Here is a 20,063-nt window from a genome sequence, read left to right as displayed (position 1 = left end):
TATTTAATCTATTGGCTTTATGAGCTTATGCAGTTTTGGATTGCTGTTTGTTGATTTCCTGATTCCGGAGTAAAAAGCGTTGAATTTTACCGCTTGGGGTTTTTGGCAATTCGGTCACAAATTCAATCAGGCGCGGATAGGCATGCGCAGACAAACGCTTTTTCACAAATTGACCGAGTTCTTCTTCCAGATGGGCCGAAGCTGTAAAGTTATTCGCCAGAATCACAAAAGCTTTAATCACTTCGGTACGCTCGGGATCAGGCACACCAATGACTGCTGCTTCAATCACGGCATCATGTTCCAGCAAGGCACTTTCCACATCAAATGGGCCGACCCGATAACCTGACGTTGTAATGACATCATCACTACGCCCAACAAAGCTCATACTGCCATCTGCATGAATTTCTGCGGTATCCCCAGTTAAGTAATACTGTCCGACAAATGGAGATTTACGGCTTTCTTCATAGCCAGAGAACCACATCATCGGAGATTGGCTAATATCAACTGCCAGGATGCCCGGGACGTCAGCCGCTAATTCATGCCCCTGTTCATTGACAACGGCGATTCGGTAACCCGGGCTGGCAAAACCTGCCGAACCTGAACGGACCGGATGTTCCAGAGCATGATGATTACACACCACCATCCCGACTTCGGTCTGGCCATAATGGTCATAAATCGGCACATCCAGCACCTCTTTAAACCAGCGGATCACTTCCGGATTTAACGGTTCACCCGCACTGCTGACGACACGTAATTTACCGCGCAGTTTTGCCATTTGAGCAGGATCAGCTGCCATCATCATGCGGTAAGCGGTCGGTGCACCAGCCAGATTGGTAATGCCATACTCCTTAACAATTTCGCAGACACTTTCCGCATTAAAACCACCTTCATAAAATAAGGTCGAGTGTCCAAGTATTAAGGGGCCAGTAATTGCGTAATACAAACCGTAGGCCCAGCCGGGATCGGCAATATTCCAGAACGCATCTTCAGGAGTTAGACCAATGGCATTTTGCATATAGCTTGCAAAAGCAATTAGCGCTTTTAACGGGACTTTAAGCGGTTTTGCTGGTCCAGTGGTGCCCGAGGTAAACATCAATAAAAATGGATCATCGATACTGAGCATTTCCAGTTCACAATTTTCAGCTTGTCGGTTCAACACTGTCCAGAAGCTAAGGTCGTGCGGATAGCGCTCTGCCTTGCTTTCAGCATGTACCGTCACAATCGTCGGGCAGTTGCTGATCTCGGATAATTTGTCCCGATTCGCCAGATCAGTCACCACCAGCTTGCTCTGGGCAAGTTGAATGCGATGCTCAATCGCTTTGGGGCCAAAGGCAGTAAATAAGGGTTGATAGACCGCACCAATGCGCCAAGTCGCTAAAATAGTAATGATCAGCTCCGGGGTACGCGGTAATAAGCCGGAGACGCAGTCGCCTTTAGCAATGCCTTGAGACTTTAAAAAGTTGGCAAACTGGCTGGAATATTTTTTCAGCTCACGAAAGCTATATTGTTCTTTTCTGCCATCTTTACCGTGCCAGTACAAGGCAATTGCATCGGAATTGGCATGACGGTCACAACATTCATAACAGGCATTCACTGCCTGCATGGAACCGGAGAGATACTGACTTGCAACCGCATCTAAATCAAAATTTTGAACCGTTTTTTGATAATCTAACATGTTAAACCTCAGCCTGAATTTATCGTTATTACTGACAAGGTGTAATTATTGAAGCGAATCCTTGCTCCATCTGAATCTTTTAAGTTTTAAGCATTTGGCGTGGTGTATTGATGCATGATGCTGGAGAAGTCCAGATGGGCATCTCCTTCCTGACACAGTTGTTGATAGAGTTTCTGCACCATGCTGCCGAGTACCACCGGCTGATCCACCTGTTGCGCAGCATCAACGGCCAAACCCAAATCTTTGAGCATCAGTTGTGCGGCAAAACCGTCGGTATAACCCCGTGATGACGGCGCATTGGCACAAATATCCGGCCAGGGATTATAAATTTCAGAACTCCAGCAACGTCCGGTAGAACTGTTGATCACCCCAGCTAGTGCCTGCGGATCAATGCCCAGCTTAGCCCCAAGCGCCATTCCTTCTGCCACCGCAGTCATGGAAATGCCCAGAATCAGGTTATTGCATATTTTTGCCACCTGTCCTGTTCCCACCGCACCACAATGCACCAGATTTTTACCCATACAGCTGAGTACCGGTTTAACTGCCTCAAAGGTCGCTGCATCTGCGCCGACCATAAAGGTTAAAGTGCCATCTTTGGCACCCAACGTACCGCCGGATACCGGTGCGTCACAGACGCGAATCTGTTTGACCTGCGCTGCTGTGGCAATCTCCTGAATGGTTTGCGGGTCAATGGTACTGCTGTCGATACATAAGCTGCCCGGTTGAAGCACCTCCAGAATGCCATGTTCACCTAAATAAACCTCACGCACATGTTTGGCGGCGGGCAACATACTGACCACGACCTCTGCCTGTTTTGCGGCAGCTTGCGGACTGTCGCAAACCACACCACCTGCTTGTGCAAAATGCTGTAGCGCTGTTTCACTCAGGTCATAACCAAACACCTGATGATCCGACTTGAGCAGGTTTTGTGCCATGGAGCCGCCCATGTTGCCTAAACCAATAAATGCAATCTTCATGGTCTTACTCCTTAACGCAGACTGATTGTGGTATTCACACCAGTAGTTTCCTGATCATCTTCAAACCAGCGACTGGTGATGGTTTTGGTCTGGGTATAGAACTGCACCGCCTGTTTGCCATAAGGACCAAGATCACCCAGTTTTGAACCGCGTGAACCGGTAAAGCTGAAGAAAGGCACAGGTACAGGAATTGGAATGTTGATGCCGACCTGACCGATATCAATCTGGTTTTGGAAGGTACGTGCCGTATTGCCATTTTGGGTAAAGAGTCCAACGCCGTTACCAAATGGATTGGCATTAATCAGCTCAATTGCTTGCTCTAAAGTGTCGACATGCATGATCGCCAGTACCGGACCAAATACTTCTTCCTTGTAAATACGCATATCGGTGGTGACCTGATTAAAAATCGTTGGCCCGACAAAATTGCCTTTTTCATAGCCTGAAACCTCTACATCACGGCCATCTAACAGCAGTTGAGCGCCTTGTTCAACACCACTATTAATTAGATCGATTACACGGGCTTTGGCACGGGTTGAAATCACCGGTCCAACATCGGTATTCGGTTCATGCCCGGCATTCACCTTTAAGGTTTTGGTTTTATTGACCAGTTCATCGACCCAGTGCTTGGTCTCACCGACCATCACCGCCACGGAAAGTGCCATACAACGTTGACCTGCGGCGCCAAAAGCTGCACCGACCAAGGCATTTAAGGTCTGTTCTTTATTCGCATCCGGCATCACCACCACATGATTTTTGGCGCCCATCATTGATTGCACACGTTTTCCGTGCTGGCCTGCGAGGTTATAGACATGCGTGCCGACTGCAGTCGAACCGACAAAAGAAATGGCTTTAATATCGCGATGAGTACACAGTAGATCGACCACTTCTTTACCGCCATGTACCACATTGAGCACACCCGCCGGTACACCTGCCTGAATCGCTAACTCAACCAGCATCATGGTCGATAGTGGATCCTGTTCAGAAGGCTTTAAGACAAAAGTATTGCCGCAGACAATCGCCATCGGGAACATCCACAGTGGAATCATCGCTGGAAAGTTAAACGGGGTAATCCCAGCACAGACACCTAAGGGTTGCTGCAAGGTATAGGTATCGACACCGCGTGCCACGCCCTCAATATACTCACCCATTTGTAGGGAACCGATCGAACAGGAATGTTCCACTACTTCTAAACCACGCTGGATATCACCTTCGGCATCGGCCAGGGTTTTGCCCTGTTCCGCTGTTAATACCTGGGCGATACTTTTTAAATTGGTACGAATCAGATCCTGCAATTTCAGCATGATGCGCATACGGGCCTGAATCGGGGTCTGGCGCCAGCTGGCAAAGGCATTTTGCGCAGCCGCAATCGCAGCATTGACTTCTTCTGCAGTAGCAAATGGCACCTGACCCAAGACTTCCTGAGTCGCAGGATTGATAATATCTTGCCAATGGCTGGTTTTTGATTCGACAAATTCACCATTAATGAGGAGTTTTGCGGTGGTGAATCCGGTACTTTGCTGTGGATGAGAAATGGCGTTCATGGTCGCTCCGTGCTGGTTTGTTATTGTCGTTGTCTCTGCCTTTACTGGCTTTTATTTAACGTATAATTTTTACGCTGTTTCAGCAGACTAACAAAGAACACTTTGACCACCAATAGAAATTGGTGCACGATGGTTGTGCAAATATGCACAGGAATTTAACAGGATGTTAAATAAAAAATGAAAGTAGATTGGGATCATTTACGCTTTTTTTTGGTTTTAGCGCGTGCTAAAACGCTCACCAACGCAGCCCGCTTGATTGGTGTTGAACACAGTACTGTTGCACGGCGGATTCAGGCCTTGGAAAGTACTTTAGGTACGCAACTCTTTAAGCGCGAAGCCACCGGTTATGAACTGACCTCGGAAGGTCTGGCACTGGTGCCGCGTGTGGAACAGATGGAACAGTCCTTTATCCAGATTGACAAGCGCCACGACCCCTTGCAAGGTCGGGTCAGGATTGGTGCGCCAGAAGGCTTTGGCACGGCATTTTTAGCGCGGTTACTGGCCGAGTTTTCTCAGCATTATCCTTTGCTGACCATTGACCTGATTCCGGTGCCGAAGGCGATTAAACTTTCACATCGAGAAGCTGATATTGTAATCGCGATTGACCGGCCCAAATCTGGTCCGTATATCATTACTCGTTTGTCTAATTACTGTTTAAAGCTATATGGCAGCCAGCATTATTTACAGCAGAATCCGAAAATTAAAAAACTGGAAGACCTCAAACAGCATCGTTTTGTCGACTATATTGATGATTTGGTCTATAGCACTGCACTGTATTCGCTGGAGCGTCTTCCCTTGCAGGTCAGTGCCTGTTTTCGCAGTAACAGCATTCTGGCGCAGGAAATTGCCGTTCGTGCAGGGGCCGGACTGGCTATTTTGCCGAAATTTCTGGTTAATGATAAAAGCGAACTAAAAGAGGTTTTGGGCGATCAGGTCAGTTTTACCCATACTTTCTGGATGCTGACGCTGGTCGATCTGCAACATGAACCAAAAATAAAACTGGTCTGGGATTTCTTGCGTAAACAAGCTGATCTTCAGCAAGACCTGTTAATGGGCAGATGAGTATTGAACATACTGTTCACTTTGCAAGGCTACATAGTTTAGTTAAATCAACTGAAACAACAACGTATCGATACAGCAAATGAACGTATCACAACACTCCTGACCTCTGTGACTTGTTAAATTAACAGTCGATTATTCACGATGTTTAACGAGATACAGGAAAATAATATGAAAATCTTGATGGTGCTGACTTCACATGACCAGCTGGGTGATACTGGCAAAAAAACCGGCTTCTGGCTGGAAGAACTGGCTGCACCCTATTACACTTTTGTCGATGCAGGCGCAGAGGTAGTTTTGGCTTCTCCTGCTGGTGGTCAGCCACCACTAGATCCAAAAAGTAATGAGCCGGATGCGCAAACCGAAACTACCAAGCGCTTTGAAGCAGATGCATCGGCCATGCGGACACTTGCCAACACACATAAACTGAGTGAAGTCTTAAATCAGGATTTTGATGCCGTGTTCTATCCGGGCGGTCACGGACCATTATGGGATCTGGCCAAAGACCAGAATTCCATTTCTTTAATTGAGCAAACCTTGCAGGCAGATAAACCTGTTGCGCTGGTCTGTCATGCACCGGGTGTACTTCGTGAAGTCAAAGATGCCGAAGGTCATTCGATTGTAGAAGGCAAGACAGTCACCGGTTTTACTAATACCGAAGAAGACGGCGTAGGCCTAACCGATGTTGTCCCATTTCTAGTGGAAGACATGCTGAAAGAAAAAGGTGGGAAATATTCCAAAACTGAGGACTGGCAGGTATACGTGCAACAAGATGGTCTGCTCATTACTGGACAAAACCCCGCCTCTTCTGCTGCAACGGCTGAAGCTTTATTAAAATTATTAAAGTAGAAGTTAATCTAAAATTCGTATTAACCTTTTAGATCGCTTCTTTTTGAATAAGAAAAACCCTGAATAAAGCAATATTATTCAGGGTTTAATTTATCTATTTATTCCCAGATTTAGTTCGCTTCAACTGCCGTTGAGGCAATATGCTGAGCCAGTAATTCTCTGAGTTTAAACTTCTGGATTTTTCCCGATGGGGTCATCGGAATATCCTCCCAGATTTCCAGGCGTTCCGGAAGATACTGCATAGCCAGATTATGAGTTTTCAGGAAATCTACCAGCTCATTAAAACTTAACGGCTTTGTCTGATCTTTCAGCTTGATGATTGCACAGGAACGCTCGCCCATTCGCTCATCTGCATAAGCCACTAAAGCTACTGTGGCGATATTCGGATGCTTATAAAGTAGTGATTCAATTTCCGCGACCGGAATATTTTCTCCACCACGAATAATCACATCCTTCTTACGTCCGCAAATCCGAATATAGCCATGCTCGTCCTGATAGGCAATATCGCCAGTATCAAACCAGCCTTCGGCATCCGTATCATTCAAATGTGGACGTTTTAAATAACCGCCAAAATTTGAACAGGTGCGGATCATCAAACGCCCGGATTCATTCACGGCTTTGGTCTGACCTTTTTTATTCACGATCTTGATTTCAACACCAGGTAAAGCGATGCCATCCGTATTGAAAGAGTGTTCATCCTCATCTTCAGGTCGGGTCAGCGTCACTGCACCACATTCGGTCATACCCCAAGCGGATATGACTTTAACGCCCAGAATTCCGGGGCTTTTTGTACCAATGGCCCCGGAATGGGTGCACCAGCACACAGGAAAATTTTTAGTGAATCAACCTTGTCATGCTGTTCCGCCACGGTATTGGACAGGTCATTCAGGAATGGGGTCGAGGCCATGGTGAAATTCACCTGATGCTGATGAATTAGATCCACTGCTTTGGCTACATCCCAGCTTGGAAACATGGGACAACTTGCAAGCTGATTTCTTTGATTTTTATGGTCAGGCCTTAAATAAGCTGGCTTTTGATGATGTGGTTACCCTGATTCATCTGCTCAATAAAGTAAATGATGGTTTGAAAAGTATTCATCTGCATAAAGAAGCAGATCAGGAATAAACAAATAGAAATTCAGCTTTAATTGAAGAGTATAAAAAAGAGCCTGTATTCAGGCTCTTTTTTTGAAGTTGAAATTATGCTTTTTGTGGATCGTATTGACGGTCTTTGATGAAAATCCCGGACACTGCCCCACATAAGAAATAAGCACCGCCCATAATCAGGAAGCCTAGACCAATTGAACCACCGCTGGCTGCCGCGCCAATAATTGCAGGGGCAAACATGGCGCCGATACGACCTGCATTATAAGCACCGCCTACCGCAGTACCACGAATCGAGGTGGCGAAGCTTTCTGTCATATAAGTGGCATTAATCGCATATGGAATACCATACAGGAATCCAAAGAAAATCAGCAGATAGGCAATATTCTCTGGCGTATTGAATAGCACAATCACGGGCAGGAAAATCGCCGTTCCAATTGCTCCAAACGAAAAGACAGCGCGTCTACCCAGACGGTCTGCGGCAAAGCCCGCTAGAATTTTCCCGAAAATCATGGCTACATAGGTACCAATCATATAGCCTGCCATGGATTTAAAATTCATGTGCAATTCAGATTCCAGATATGCTGGCATCCAGTTGTTTACGCCATAGTAGCCAAATTGCAGAAAACCGGCCGTAAAGATCCACAAAATAAACATTCTGCGATTCGCAGGATCCGCGAAAATCTCTTTGACTGTGCTTTTTTTGGCGGGTTGCTGTGCTGTGATTTCAGCTGGGGCATATAGACGCTGCAAACGTGCACGCTGCCAGGATTCTGGCTCAGGAACCAGTTTCTGGATAAAAATCGCCATAATCGAGGGAATAATGGCAACAAAAAACAGGGTTCGCCAGCCATATTCTGGAATGATCCAGCCTGCCAGTACAGTGGCCACAATATAACCGACGGTCCATCCTGCCTGTAAGGTACCTAAAACCGTGGTGCGATATTCAGTTGGAACATATTCAGCCATGAGCGTATTGGCTGCAATATATAAAGAGCCTATGCCAAAGGCAGAAAGAAAGCGTAAAACAGCAAATTGTTCAAAGTTCTGTGCAAAGCCTAAGGCTGCGGTCAATATGGAAAATACCAGAATCGAAATGACTACGGTACGTACACGGCCCAGACGGTCACAGGCCCAGCCACCCATAAAGCCACCAATCGCCATACCTGCTAAGGTAAAACTGCCTAGTGTACCGGCCTGCAGATTACTGAGACCAAACTCTGCTTTCAGGCTATTTAAACTGAAAGACAGCAGCAACATGTCCGCGCCATCTACCAGTAAAGCCAGAAAGGCGAAAATAAAAGCAATTTGCTGCGTTCGTTTGGTCGTAGGTTTAATCTTTTCTAATTCTCTCGCTAAATCCGTCATATTTAAATCTCTGTTTTCCTATCCTTAGGTTTTCATGATCTTTTATATTTAAAGCTATTCCGCTAATGAATATGCTTTAAGGCTAATCCGTTTTTAATTCACTTGATTGACTCCTTTTTTAATCCTGTCTGGGAGATCGCTTTTTCCTTTTTATCAGTGACCTCTTGTTCTTCGTTCATACTTATATTTGCATCAGGCTAAAGAAAATAAGATGAATATTCATCATTTTAGATGTTTTATTTTGTTATACGAAATTTATTATCATAAAGTTGATTGTTCTTTCATTTTCATATAGCTTTAAAAAGAGGGATAAGAACGATATGTCATTTGAATATGATCGAACAGGGAGCGTAATAATGGGTGCCTTAACAGGATTTCGTGTACTGGATTTAAGCCGGATTTTGGCTGGGCCCTGGTGTAGCCAGATTCTGGCTGATCTGGGTGCAGAAGTGATCAAGATTGAAAAACCGGATCATGGGGATGATACCCGTATCTGGGGACCACCTTGGCTTAAAAACAATCACCAGCAAGATACCCATGAATCGGCTTATTACCTGTCAGCCAACCGTGGCAAGCATTCGGTTGCAATCGATTTATCTACACCTGAAGGTCAAAGTATTATCAAAAAACTTGCTGAACAGAGTGATGTAGTCATTGAAAACTATAAAGCCGGTTCGTTGAAACGATATGGGCTGGATTATGAAAGTCTGAGCCAGCTAAATCCGCGACTGGTCTATTGTTCCATTACCGGTTTTGGCCAGAACGGTCCGCGTGCGCAAGAGCCGGGTTATGATTTTATCGTTCAGGGAATGGGTGGCATGATGAGTGTCACTGGCGAACGTGACGATCTGCCCGGTGGTGGCCCGCAAAAAGCAGGTCTGGCCTTTGCCGATTTGACCACCGGCTTATATGCCGCAATTGCCATTCAGGCGGCTTTGTTGTCCCGTGAGAAAACCGGTGAAGGTCAGTATATTGATATGGCGCTGTTAGATACCCAAGTTGCTTCCCTCTCTGTTCTGGCCATGAATTATCTCACCTCAGGCAAAGTTCCCGGTCGCTTCGGAAATGCGCATGCCAATATTGTGCCCTATCAGGTGTTCAAAGCCCAGGAAGGTGAATTTATTATTGCCTGTGGTAATGATCTGCAATTTCAAGCTTTGTGTCAGGCCGTTGGTCTGGCTAAGGTGGCAGAAGATCCTCGCTTCTTAAAAAATTCTGGACGTGTTACACATCGTGAAGAATTGACCACAGTTCTACAGGCTCATTTCTATACTAGACCGGCAAAAACCTGGGTGGATTTAATCCATGCGGTTAAAGTGCCGGTAGGAATGATCAATGACCTGAAACAGACTTTGCAAGAAGAACAGGTATTGGCACGCGATATGGTGATTCAGATGCCGCATACTTTACGTGAAGATTACACCTCAATCGGTTCACCGATCAAACTCTCCAAGACACCGGTAGAATATAAAAAGGCACCCCCTTGTCTGGGTGAAGATACCGATGCCATTTTGAGTCAATATTTAAGTTCTGCTGAAATAGAAGAACTGAAAAGCAAAAAAGTCATCCAGCAGCGATAAGCCTGCAAGCAATAAAAAAGGAATCTTTCGATTCCTTTTTTATTTTAAATCTAATGGACTAGATCATTCCTTAACAGGCTTTGGCGCTCGGCTGAACAGTACGAGGCAGCTCGCGACGCAGAATTTTTCCTACTGCAGACTTTGGTAATCCAGCCACAAACTCAATGTATTTGGGCAATTTATAACTGGTCAGTTGCTGCTTCAGATAAGTCATGACTTCATCTTGGGTCAGAGTTTCATCCTGTTTCACAATAAATGCCTTGGGTACCTGTCCAGACTTTTCATCATCAATACCAATCACTGCACATTCCAGTATTTTAGGATGTTTGGACAGCACACCTTCCAGCTCATTGGGATAAACATTAAATCCGGAGACCAGAATCATGTCTTTTTTGCGGTCCAGAATGGTGATATAGCCTTGTTCGTCCATACAACCGATATCACCTGTCAGGAAGAATCCATCTTTGGTAAATACCTGTGCTGTTGCTTCGGGTTGCTGCCAGTATCCTTTCATCACCTGTGGACCACGTATGGCGATTTCTCCAGCCTGATTAAGTTCTACAGGTTTTCCTTCATCATTCAGAATCAGAATTTCAGTCCCTGCCAATGGCAAGCCAATCGTGCCACTAAATCGCCGGCTTAAAGGAGGGTTAAAAGTTGCAGTTGGTGAGGTTTCAGAAAGTCCGTAGCCTTCATAAATCTGGCAGCCTGTAACCTCATGCCATAACTCTGCCGTATTTTTCAGAATAGATGCTCCTCCGCCGGTTGTGGTTTTCAGGCTTGAATGATCCAGCTCACGGAAACGTGAATGATGCGCCAAGGCATTAAACATGGTATTCACACCCGGAAAAACGGTCGGTGGATGTTTCTGGTATTGATCTACCAAAGCATCCAGATCTCTCGGATTGGGAATAAGCACATTAGCGAAACCTCGGCTCAGACCATAACTGAACAGGCAGATGGTAAATCCATAAATATGATACAGTGGCAAGGCACAGAAAACATATTCATTTTCAGTGGCATAACGGTCACCAAAATGGCTGATAAATACGGTACTGTTTTGGGCAATATTAAATAGAATATTACGGTGACTCAGTTCAGCACCTTTAGAAACACCTGTGGTTCCTCCCGTGTATTGCAGAATGACCGTATCTTCCTGATGCTGTACAGGCGGTTCAAACTCAATAATCTCTACCTGATTTATTGCCTGTTTAAAGTCAAAAAACTGTTTATCTGGATATTGTGCTGCCTGACTATAAATAGCACTTGGCTGCTCTTGAATAAAATCCAGCGGATGCGTCGAAATGACATATTTGAGTTCAGGACATTCATCTAGTGCTGTTAATTGCTCTAAAGTCTGTCCCAGGATAATCAAGGCTTCTGCACCTGAATCCTGTAGTTGATGATAGAGCTCGCGCTGGGTGTACATGGGATTGACATTGACCAGCACATAACCCGCACGAATAATGGCAAAAGTAGCAATTGGATATTGAATAATATTAGGCAGCATCACCGCAATACGGCTGCCAGCAGTCAGCCCAAGGCTCTGTAAATAGCTTGCCAGTTTCTGGCTATACACATCGATATCGTGATAGCTGAATTTGCGATCTAGATAGATAAATGCGGTTTTATCCTGAAATTTCACCAAATTCTCAGCAATTGTCGTGCTCAGGGTTTTCTCAGGATCTGGCCGGGTAAACTCCGGATTGATATTCCACTTTTTATATTCTTCCATCCATGGCTGACTGCTCATGACTATACTCCTGTCCTGGATTTACATTTATTTGTATTATTTAAACCATAAGATTTTGATTTTAATTACATATTTTTAAACCACTTTCTGCTGTCTCGATTCAACATACTGATAGTGATAACCGCTACGAATAAAATGCTGATTTTTATCCCTAAATGAATGAGCATAATCCGGCCAGACCAAAGTCAGCTTGCGACTGACCGGGTCCAGATACCAGCTTTTACAGCTTTCCGATAACCAGACACTACCTTGCGAAAGCTGCTGTAGCTCCTGCATATAGCTATTTTCAGCTTCTTGATCTGCTTCAAAGACCTGAATCTGTTCCTGCTCAAAAAACTGCAAGGCATCCAGCACCAGATCAAACTGGGTTTCCAGAAAATAAAGTGCTGAATTATGTCCACTGCCTGTATTTGGCCCATTCAGGATGAACAGGTTTGGAAAGTTGTGTACGGTCGTTGACTGATAACCCTGCATACCGCTGGACCATTGCTGCTCCAGGCTTAAACCCTGTTTACCCACCACCTTTGCGGCATAGGGTGGACGTGCCGCTTCAAATCCTGTCGCAAATACGATGATATCTGCAGAAAATTTATTTCCAGCCTGGCTTAATACACCGTCTTTCATAACTTCTGCCAATGCTGAGTCTTCAAGTGTGACATTTGGTTTTAGAAAAGTCGGATAATAATCATTAGAAAGCAATAAGCGCTTACAACCAGGTTCATAATTCGGCGTAAGTTTGCGCTGTAATTCAGGATCTGAAATCTGATGTTTTAAGAATTGCAGGCAGTTTTTCTTGACCCGCTCAATCTGGCTTTTCAGATTACGGCGCTGGGCAAAATTGTATTCATTGCCCCAGAACAAGGAATGTCTGAGGGCCGACATACTGTCCGGATCTTTGCGGAAAAGCTGTTTTTCTGACTCAGAATAAGCTCGGTCTGGTCGGGGCAAAATATATGGCGCACTACGTTGCAAGACGGTCAGGCTTTTGGCTGTTTTGGCAATTTCCGGCACAAGCTGGATGGCGGAAGCGCCTGAACCAACTACAACGACACGCTGATTATCCAAATTTACTTCGTGGTTCCAGCGTGCAGAATGCATCACCTGGCCTTGGAATTCTTCCAAACCTGGAATTTGTGGTAGATGTTCATCTGCCAGATGCCCGGTTGCTGTAATTAGAAATTCCGCTTCATAAAGATATTTAGAGGTCTGAATTTCCCAAATACGTTCTTCGGCATTCCAACTGGCTTTTTCCAGTTGGGTATGAAAATCGATATGTGGCCGGATATCTTCTCGATCGCAACATTGAATTAAATAACGCTGAATTTCTGCCCCTTGTGGAAAGACACGTGACCAGTTGGGATTTTTAATAAAAGAAAAAGAATATAAATGAGATGGTACATCGCAGGCGACACCGGGATAGGTATTATCACGCCATGTTCCGCCCACTTCTGCTGCCCGTTCAATGATTTTAAAATCGTGAATGCCCTGCTGTTTAAGTCGGATCGCCATGCCTAATCCACCAAAACCGCTGCCTACAATTAAAATCTTGCTACGCTGTGTTTGAGCTTGCATTATTTTTCTCCCTTTTAAGGCATAGAAGGCTGGATTTTTTGATTCGCCGGATACTGTTCTGGGTGCTGGCTAAACTGATTGATCAGTTGCACCACTTCTGCAGGCGCTTCGATATGGATCGCATGTCCTGAAGAAATTTCGATATAGCGACTGTTCGAAATTGAAGCAAACAGCAGTTTAGCTTGCGCTACAGGCACCATGCGGTCTTCACGACAGGCAACAACTAGAGTTTCTGCATCAATCTCAGACAAGATTGAGGTGATATCAATGTGATAATTTAGTTCACGCTGTTTGGCCGCATCTTGGGATGGTTTAACAAAGCGTGCCAGATCCAACACCTGCTGTTCGCTTCGTGCAGACAGATAATCATCGCTATACAGGCAATAATTGACAAAATGAGGCAAGGCCGCAGATTGTTCAGTAAATAATTGCTGCCAGATGACAGTACGCAGTTGTTGCACCGAGCTGGTTTTGGCCCAACCGGCTAACAGGATCAAACGCGCTACGCGCTGTTTTAAACTGGCTGCCACTTGTGCAGCAATCACGGCACCGAGTGAATAGCCTACCACTGTAATGGTTTCATCTTCTGCAACTGCATGCTGAATTAGTGCTTCAACCTGCTGGCTAAAATCGGTCACCGCCAGATCGGCTTTATCTGGGGTATGTAAATCAATGGATAAAACCCGTTGATGAATACCCAGCATCGGAAAAATATAGCTGAAATGCTTGTCGGTATTTCCACCGGTGCCATGAATCAGAATAATGGTGGGAAATGCAGAACGCTGTCCGACTTCATGAAAAGTAAGCTGCAGATCAGCATAAGGACACTGTTGAGTAATCATGTCTAAATCCATATAGACTCCTGATCTTGTTATTTTATGGTTTATTCAATACCGAAGAATAACTCTCAATATTTGAATGGGGTGAGGATGCAAAAATTATTAAAAAAAGACCCACGACACGAGTATCGTGGGTAAAAAGGTTTAATCGAATTTGAACTCTTCAGGTTCAAGTAAAAACAGGCTTTCACCACCTGCCTGAATATTGGCAAAGTGGGTTGAAGTTCTTGGCAAAATACGTGCGAAGAAGAATTGTGCCGTTTTGATCTTGGCTGCATAGAACGGATCAGTATTGCCTTCTTCAATTTTCTGCTGCGCAGTAATTGCCATTTTCAGCCACAAATAAGCGGACACGACATAACCAGAGAAATATAGGTAGTCAACTGATGCTGCCCCAATTTGATTGGCAGACTGTTGAGCCTGTTCCTGAATGGTTTTGGTTAATTCCAGCCATTGTTCAGTCAACTGGCTGACTTGTGCAACTTGCTGGCTAAACTGGGCATGTTGCTGGTGCTCTTTCACATAAGCTTGGATTTCATCGGTTAATGCGGTCAGCAGACCCAGTTTTGAACCCAGCACTTTACGCGCCAGCAAGTCAATGGACTGAATTTCAGTGGTTCCTTCATAGAGGCTGGCAATACGTGCATCACGGGCAATCTGTTCCATGCCATGCTCAGCAATATAACCGTGACCACCGAAAACCTGCATACCATGTTTAGCCGCTTCTATGCCGGTTTCGGTCATTAACGCTTTGGCAATTGGGGTTAATAATGCCAGACGGTCTTCAGCTGCTTTCTTTTCTTCCGGACTGTCAGTAGCTTCAGCGATATCGGCATAGGTCGCCAGATAATATGCAAGTGCACGTGAACCTTCTGCAAACACCTTTTGAGTCAGCAGCATGTTACGTACTGCCGGATGCACGATAATTGGATCTGCAGGCTGGCCTGGCGCTTTCGCACCTTCAAGTGAACGCATAGCCAAACGGTCTTTTGCATAAGCCAATGCACCCTGATAAGAAGATTCTGCTGCTGCCAAACCCTGAATCGCTGTACCGATACGCGCCGAGTTCATAAAAGTAAACATGCAGTTCAGGCCACGGTTTTCAGGCCCAATCAGAAATCCTTTGGCATTATCAAAATTCAGCACACAAGTCGCATTGCCGTGAATGCCCATCTTGTGTTCAATGGCGCTACAGACCACACTATTACGCGAAGCGACGTTGCCCGCTTCATCTAAATTAAATTTAGGCACAATAAATAGCGAAATACCTTTGGTTCCCGCAGGTGCATCTGGCAAACGTGCCAATACGATATGCACGATATTTTCAGCCAGATCATGTTCACCGGCTGAGATAAAGATTTTCTCACCGCTGATGCTATAGCTACCGTCTTCATTTGGCATAGCTTTGGTACGAATCAGGCCAAGATCAGAGCCGGCATGAGATTCAGTCAAACACATGGTTCCAGTCCAGCGACCTGCAATTAAAGGTACCAGGAATTTCTGTTTTTGTTCATCGCTACCGTGGTGCTCTAAAGTACGCATGGCACCATGTGACAGGCCTGGGTACATTCCCCACGACCAGTTGGTTGCAGTAATAATTTCAGAAATGGCAATCCGGTATAAGGTCGGGAAGCCCTGACCGCCATATTGTTCATCACCGGTTAAAGAGGTAAAGCCGAGTTCTACATATTTTTCATAAGCAGCTTTAAAACCATCTGGTGTGGTGACCACGCCATCCTGCAAACGGCAACCCTGCTGGTCGCCTGTCGCGTTAATCGGTAGTAGTTCGTTTTGGCAAAAATCGGCAGCGACTTCGAGATATTGTTCCATAATATCCATAGAAACTTTGTCTGCGAACTTTGCATAACCCTGATACTTCTCTTCAACATTGAGCAGGTCTTTCAGCACAAATTTCATGTCTTTTAATGGCGCAATATAATTTCTCATCGTAATTCCCTTGTATGAGTCTTTAATTTGTATACTTATGACTTAAAATTTCATAATACGAAATTATGTTTTAAATCGAATATAATATAAGTGCATGGATAAAATCCAGTCATTAGATAAAAAATCACATTTAAAAAATTAAAACTTTGGTATAAAAAAGCCATTCATGCATGAATGGCTTTTTTATTGCGTGATCAAGCTTAGATGATCTAGCGCGGGAAAAATTGAGCCAAACGTTGTTGAACAATCTGTTCGGCATCCTGCATGATATTATCGATCAGCACCTGACAGGTCGGAATGTCATGAATTAGCCCCATAACTTGACCCGCAGTCAGTACGCCTGCATCGACATCGCCCTTTTCCAATGCCAACTTACCTTTTAAGCCACTGACATAGGGACGAATCTGTTCAAATTGCAGGTTTGGATCTTCACTCATTTTCACCACAAGATCAGATACCGCATTTTTGGCAACACGGGCAGTATTCCTGAACTGTCGATACAGCAGATGTGTCGCCCTTTCATCATTATCGACATAGAACTGTTTGATGTTTGAATGGATCGGCGCTTCCTGAGTGGCACAAAAGCGTGTACCCATATTAATGCCTTCAGCACCTAAAGCCAAAGCTGCGACCAGACCACGGCCATCAGCAAAACCACCACTGGCCACAATCGGCACAGTGAGCTGATCAGCAGCGGCAGGAATTAAAATCAGGCCAGGAATATCGTCTTCACCCGGATGGCCCGCACATTCAAAACCATCAATCGAAATAACATCCGCGCCTATTCTTTGTGCTGAGAGCGCATGACGAACGGAAGTACATTTATGAATGACAATAATGCCATGTTGCTTAAACGCCTCAATATGTTCATGAGGCTTATTGCCTGCTGTTTCTACGATCTTGATACCGCTTTCAATGATCGCCTGTCGGTATTCTGCATATGGCGGTGGATTCACAGCGGGCAATAAAGTCAGATTGACTGCAAAAGGCTGATCGGTCATTTCTCGGCAGCGTGCAATTTCCTCGACCAAGGCTTCAGGTGTCGGTTGAGTCAATGCCGTTAATGTTCCCAAGCCACCAGCATTAGATACAGCACTGGCCATTTCTGCGGTACCGACCCACATCATGCCGCCCTGAATAATTGGATAACGAATGCCTAAAAGCTCGGTAATACGGGTCTGAATTTTCATAAATGCTCTCCTTAGCATCCGGTAAATTGTGCAGGGCGTTTTTCGACAAAAGCCTGGACACCTTCTTTATAGTCTTGACTGCTCAGAGCCAGAAATTGCAGGTTTTGTTCCAGCTCCAGTTGCTGGTCCATATTATTTTCAGCACTGCGTTGCAAGGCCTGTTTGGTCAAAGCCAGTGCATATGTCGGCTGTTGAGCTAATCGCTGTGCAATGTCGTCGATATAAACATCAAATTCTGTATCTGGAAGCATTTTCCAGATCATCCCCATTTCAGCGGCCTCTTTGGCATGCACCGGTTCGCCCAGAAAAGTGAGTGCCATGGCACGTGCATAACCGATTAAACGTGGCAACATCCAGGTGCCACCTGCATCAGGAATCAAGCCGATTTTAGAAAAAGCCTGAATAAATCGGGCACTTTCCTTGGCAATGACCAGATCACAGGCCAGCGCGATATTGGCACCTGCACCGGCAGCCACACCATTCACTGCCGCGATCACCGGTTTGGGACTCTGGCGGATCAGGTTAATCAAGGGATTATAGTATTTGGCCAGTGAGCCTTGCGGTGGCAAAGGCACATTGCCGAGCTTTCCAGCACGTTCTTTTAAATCCTGTCCTGCTGAAAACGCCCGGCCATTACCGCGAATCACAATCACCCGTATATCCGGATCTGTATTCCAGTTCTTCAGCACCTGCTGCACTTCCTCATGCATTTGCCGGTTAAAACTGTTGAGTGAATCCGGGCGGTTAAAGCTTAAGGTCGCGACGCCTTGCTGAACCTGAGTTTGAATCGTTTCCCACATCATCAATTTCCTTATTTTTTTGCCTGTATCCCTACAATTAATAGCCCTTATTGACATCTACCTGATGGCACAAATCCAGCCCGAGATTTAAGCGTCGGTCATTTTCCAGAATCTGTTCCACCACCACAGACATGGGCGCATGTGAGGCGACATGTGGTGTAACAACGATCTTTTCATGCTGCCAGAATGGATGTTCAGCAGCTAATGGCTCCTGTTCAAACACATCGACAATTGCACCACGCAGATGGCCTGAATCCAGCGCTGCCAATAAATCCTGTTCGATTAAATGCTGGCCTCGCCCGACCTGAATGAGAGCTGCCTGTTCAGGGAGTTGCTGGAATAATTCAGCAGATAGAATGCCGGTATTTTTTTCTGTAAGTGGCAACAGGTTAATCAGGATCTGGCTTTGAGCCAGGAAATCGGACAACTGTTCTGAACCGACATAGCTTTTAACCTGATCAATCTCTTTCGGGGAATTGGCCCAGCCCGAGACCTGATAGCCCATGTCGGCAAGACGTTCCGCTACATAAGACCCCATATGCCCAAGACCCATAATCCCGATCTGGATATGCTGGCTATAACTCTGACGATACTGCTTCCATAGCTGCTGCTTTTGTTGCTGAATCATGCGGTCAAAATAACGCTGAAAATACAGCACACCCCAAAGCAGGTAATCAAACATGCCTTTTTGATGATGCGGATCGAGTACCCGGCACACGGCTTGATCAGGTCTTATCTCATTCAAGTTTAAATGCTCGACTCCTGCCGCAATCGAATGAATCAGGCCAAGTTTTGGGAGCTGCTGCAATTTCTCCAGATCTGGAAACCAGCATGCGGCCGTGGTCGCCTGCTCTGCTTCCGGGCTGTCCACTGTACAAAAACTGCTCTCAGGGGCATATTTCTGAAAAGACTTGACCAGAATGGCTTCAATGTTCGGCACAGTACTGGATATCACAATCATGATGCATACTCCGTATATTGATGCTCAATCAGGGATAACGCAGCCTGCCAGGCACGCTGTAAAATCGGTTCTACCAACGGACTGGCGAACTGTTTAGCAGTTTTAATTCGGACTTCTTCTGCTGGATAATGCAATTCAGCACCGCCACTTAAGGCCTTCACCTGTGCCTGACAGGCACGCTCCAGAAAATAGATTTCATGAAAGGCCCGAGCGATCGTTTCGCCAGCCGTTAAAAGTCCGTGATTGCGTAAAATCATGGCGCGATGGCCGCCTAGGTCCTGAATCAGGCGCTCCTGCTCATCTGTTGAGAGTGCCACGCCTTCATATTCGTGATAGGCCACCTGCTGATAAAATTTCAGCGCATGCTGGGAAATTGGCAAAAGTCCATGTTTCTGGGCAGAAACGGCTATCCCATCTGCGGTATGTGTATGAATGACGCAGTTCAGATGAGCATGTGCTTCATGAATCGCGGCATGGATGACAAAGCCTGCCATATTCACCGGCTTATCCTGTTCATAGCTTTCTACGACCTGCCCTTCATGATTAATCTTGACCAGCGTTGAGGCACACATTTTTTCAAAAGCGACACCATACTGATTAATCAGAAAACAGTCAGGCTGATCAGGGACTCTTAAACTGATATGGGTATCAATTAAATCAGTCATCCGGTAATGCGCAATAATGCGATAAAGCGCTGCGAGTTCACAACGTGCCTGCCATTCAGCATCTGTGACGAGATTTTTTATTGTCATCGTTCCATCCTGGAAAAATATAGCATTTCGATCACTATCTGTTATATCATAATTTTAGAAAAACAGAATATTATTTCATAAAGCGAAATAAATCATT

Annotated in this window: 15 protein-coding genes and 2 pseudogenes; 4 read left to right on the top strand and 13 right to left on the bottom strand. The window is 45.4% G+C overall.

What is annotated here, in order from left to right:
• Positions 1-25: 25 nt before the first annotated feature.
• The 3 genes from NI466_RS06630 to NI466_RS06620 form a co-directional block, all read right to left on the bottom strand.
• Positions 26-1,675 (bottom strand): AMP-binding protein, encoded by a 1,650-nt coding sequence (locus NI466_RS06630; RefSeq protein WP_253173138.1) that lies wholly within the window; start codon positions 1,673-1,675, stop codon positions 26-28.
• A gap of 86 nt (positions 1,676-1,761) precedes the next feature.
• Positions 1,762-2,652 (bottom strand): 3-hydroxyisobutyrate dehydrogenase, encoded by an 891-nt coding sequence (gene mmsB / locus NI466_RS06625; RefSeq protein ID WP_253173137.1) that lies wholly within the window; start codon positions 2,650-2,652, stop codon positions 1,762-1,764.
• 11 nt (positions 2,653-2,663) lie between these two features.
• Positions 2,664-4,193: a CoA-acylating methylmalonate-semialdehyde dehydrogenase gene (locus NI466_RS06620; RefSeq protein WP_253173136.1), complete on the bottom strand. Its 1,530-nt coding sequence runs from the start codon at positions 4,191-4,193 to the stop codon at positions 2,664-2,666.
• A 177-nt stretch (positions 4,194-4,370) separates the two neighbouring features.
• Here NI466_RS06620 and NI466_RS06615 point away from each other — a divergent pair, with 177 nt between their 5' ends.
• Positions 4,371-5,255, top strand: coding sequence for a LysR family transcriptional regulator (locus NI466_RS06615; protein WP_253173135.1), 885 nt, complete (start codon positions 4,371-4,373; stop codon positions 5,253-5,255).
• A 168-nt stretch (positions 5,256-5,423) separates the two neighbouring features.
• Positions 5,424-6,101, top strand: coding sequence for a type 1 glutamine amidotransferase domain-containing protein (locus tag NI466_RS06610; RefSeq protein WP_071850681.1), 678 nt, complete (start codon positions 5,424-5,426; stop codon positions 6,099-6,101).
• Positions 6,102-6,211: 110 nt separating this feature from the next.
• Here NI466_RS06610 and NI466_RS06605 read toward each other — a convergent pair.
• Positions 6,212-7,062, bottom strand: a pseudogene (locus NI466_RS06605) (AMP-binding protein); the annotation flags it as partial.
• A gap of 2 nt (positions 7,063-7,064) precedes the next feature.
• Between NI466_RS06605 and NI466_RS06600 the strand changes: the two are divergent.
• Positions 7,065-7,226: pseudogene (locus NI466_RS06600) on the top strand (MarR family transcriptional regulator); the annotation flags it as partial.
• Positions 7,227-7,300: 74 nt separating this feature from the next.
• Here NI466_RS06600 and NI466_RS06595 read toward each other — a convergent pair.
• Positions 7,301-8,572, bottom strand: a complete 1,272-nt coding sequence (locus tag NI466_RS06595) for an MFS transporter (protein ID WP_153566517.1) — start codon at positions 8,570-8,572, stop codon at positions 7,301-7,303.
• A 356-nt stretch (positions 8,573-8,928) separates the two neighbouring features.
• Here NI466_RS06595 and NI466_RS06590 point away from each other — a divergent pair, with 356 nt between their 5' ends.
• Positions 8,929-10,152, top strand: a complete 1,224-nt coding sequence (locus NI466_RS06590) for a CaiB/BaiF CoA transferase family protein (protein ID WP_086044835.1) — start codon at positions 8,929-8,931, stop codon at positions 10,150-10,152.
• Positions 10,153-10,222: 70 nt separating this feature from the next.
• Here NI466_RS06590 and NI466_RS06585 read toward each other — a convergent pair whose 3' ends face one another.
• From NI466_RS06585 to NI466_RS06550, 8 genes are all read right to left on the bottom strand, one after another.
• Positions 10,223-11,905, bottom strand: a complete 1,683-nt coding sequence (locus tag NI466_RS06585; RefSeq protein ID WP_164543024.1) for an AMP-binding protein — start codon at positions 11,903-11,905, stop codon at positions 10,223-10,225.
• A 75-nt stretch (positions 11,906-11,980) separates the two neighbouring features.
• A complete protein-coding gene (locus NI466_RS06580) occupies positions 11,981-13,477 on the bottom strand; it encodes a flavin-containing monooxygenase (RefSeq protein WP_253173134.1) in 1,497 nt (498 codons plus the stop codon).
• 14 nt (positions 13,478-13,491) lie between these two features.
• Positions 13,492-14,331, bottom strand: coding sequence for an alpha/beta fold hydrolase (locus NI466_RS06575; protein ID WP_253173133.1), 840 nt, complete (start codon positions 14,329-14,331; stop codon positions 13,492-13,494).
• Between the two features lie 129 nt (positions 14,332-14,460).
• Positions 14,461-16,263, bottom strand: a complete 1,803-nt coding sequence (locus NI466_RS06570; protein ID WP_253173132.1) for an acyl-CoA dehydrogenase C-terminal domain-containing protein — start codon at positions 16,261-16,263, stop codon at positions 14,461-14,463.
• Positions 16,264-16,472: 209 nt separating this feature from the next.
• Positions 16,473-17,453, bottom strand: coding sequence for an NAD(P)H-dependent flavin oxidoreductase (locus NI466_RS06565; protein WP_253173131.1), 981 nt, complete (start codon positions 17,451-17,453; stop codon positions 16,473-16,475).
• 11 nt (positions 17,454-17,464) lie between these two features.
• Complete coding sequence (locus NI466_RS06560) at positions 17,465-18,253, bottom strand: enoyl-CoA hydratase-related protein (RefSeq protein WP_253173161.1); 789 nt, start codon at positions 18,251-18,253, stop codon at positions 17,465-17,467.
• Between the two features lie 37 nt (positions 18,254-18,290).
• Entirely contained in the window at positions 18,291-19,214 is a 924-nt protein-coding gene (locus tag NI466_RS06555) for a 2-hydroxyacid dehydrogenase (protein WP_253173130.1), read from the bottom strand.
• A complete protein-coding gene (locus NI466_RS06550; protein ID WP_253173129.1) occupies positions 19,211-19,966 on the bottom strand; it encodes a class II aldolase/adducin family protein in 756 nt (251 codons plus the stop codon). Before NI466_RS06550 ends, NI466_RS06555 begins: the two co-directional genes overlap by 4 nt.
• Positions 19,967-20,063 lie beyond the last annotated feature (97 nt).

Source organism: Acinetobacter lwoffii (genome assembly GCF_024129595.1).
Taxonomy (GTDB): Bacteria; Pseudomonadota; Gammaproteobacteria; order Pseudomonadales; family Moraxellaceae; genus Acinetobacter; species Acinetobacter lwoffii_O.
The sequence above is the reverse complement of the archived record's forward strand: the minus strand, read 5'-3'. Positions and strand labels throughout refer to the sequence as shown.

Bases quoted from the DNA above. Each gene is read 5' to 3' on its own strand.
- NI466_RS06630 (WP_253173138.1), bottom strand. From the start codon at position 1,675: ATGTTAGATTATCAAAAAACGGTTCAAAATTTTGATTTAGATGCGGTT.
- mmsB (WP_253173137.1), bottom strand. From the start codon at position 2,652: ATGAAGATTGCATTTATTGGTTTAGGCAACATGGGCGGCTCCATGGCA.
- NI466_RS06620 (WP_253173136.1), bottom strand. From the start codon at position 4,193: ATGAACGCCATTTCTCATCCACAGCAAAGTACCGGATTCACCACCGCA.
- NI466_RS06615 (WP_253173135.1), top strand. From the start codon at position 4,371: ATGAAAGTAGATTGGGATCATTTACGCTTTTTTTTGGTTTTAGCGCGT.
- NI466_RS06610 (WP_071850681.1), top strand. From the start codon at position 5,424: ATGAAAATCTTGATGGTGCTGACTTCACATGACCAGCTGGGTGATACT.
- NI466_RS06595 (WP_153566517.1), bottom strand. From the start codon at position 8,572: ATGACGGATTTAGCGAGAGAATTAGAAAAGATTAAACCTACGACCAAA.
- NI466_RS06590 (WP_086044835.1), top strand. From the start codon at position 8,929: ATGGGTGCCTTAACAGGATTTCGTGTACTGGATTTAAGCCGGATTTTG.
- NI466_RS06585 (WP_164543024.1), bottom strand. From the start codon at position 11,905: ATGAGCAGTCAGCCATGGATGGAAGAATATAAAAAGTGGAATATCAAT.
- NI466_RS06580 (WP_253173134.1), bottom strand. From the start codon at position 13,477: ATGCAAGCTCAAACACAGCGTAGCAAGATTTTAATTGTAGGCAGCGGT.
- NI466_RS06575 (WP_253173133.1), bottom strand. From the start codon at position 14,331: ATGGATTTAGACATGATTACTCAACAGTGTCCTTATGCTGATCTGCAG.
- NI466_RS06570 (WP_253173132.1), bottom strand. From the start codon at position 16,263: ATGAGAAATTATATTGCGCCATTAAAAGACATGAAATTTGTGCTGAAA.
- NI466_RS06565 (WP_253173131.1), bottom strand. From the start codon at position 17,453: ATGAAAATTCAGACCCGTATTACCGAGCTTTTAGGCATTCGTTATCCA.
- NI466_RS06560 (WP_253173161.1), bottom strand. From the start codon at position 18,253: ATGTGGGAAACGATTCAAACTCAGGTTCAGCAAGGCGTCGCGACCTTA.
- NI466_RS06555 (WP_253173130.1), bottom strand. From the start codon at position 19,214: ATGATTGTGATATCCAGTACTGTGCCGAACATTGAAGCCATTCTGGTC.
- NI466_RS06550 (WP_253173129.1), bottom strand. From the start codon at position 19,966: ATGACAATAAAAAATCTCGTCACAGATGCTGAATGGCAGGCACGTTGT.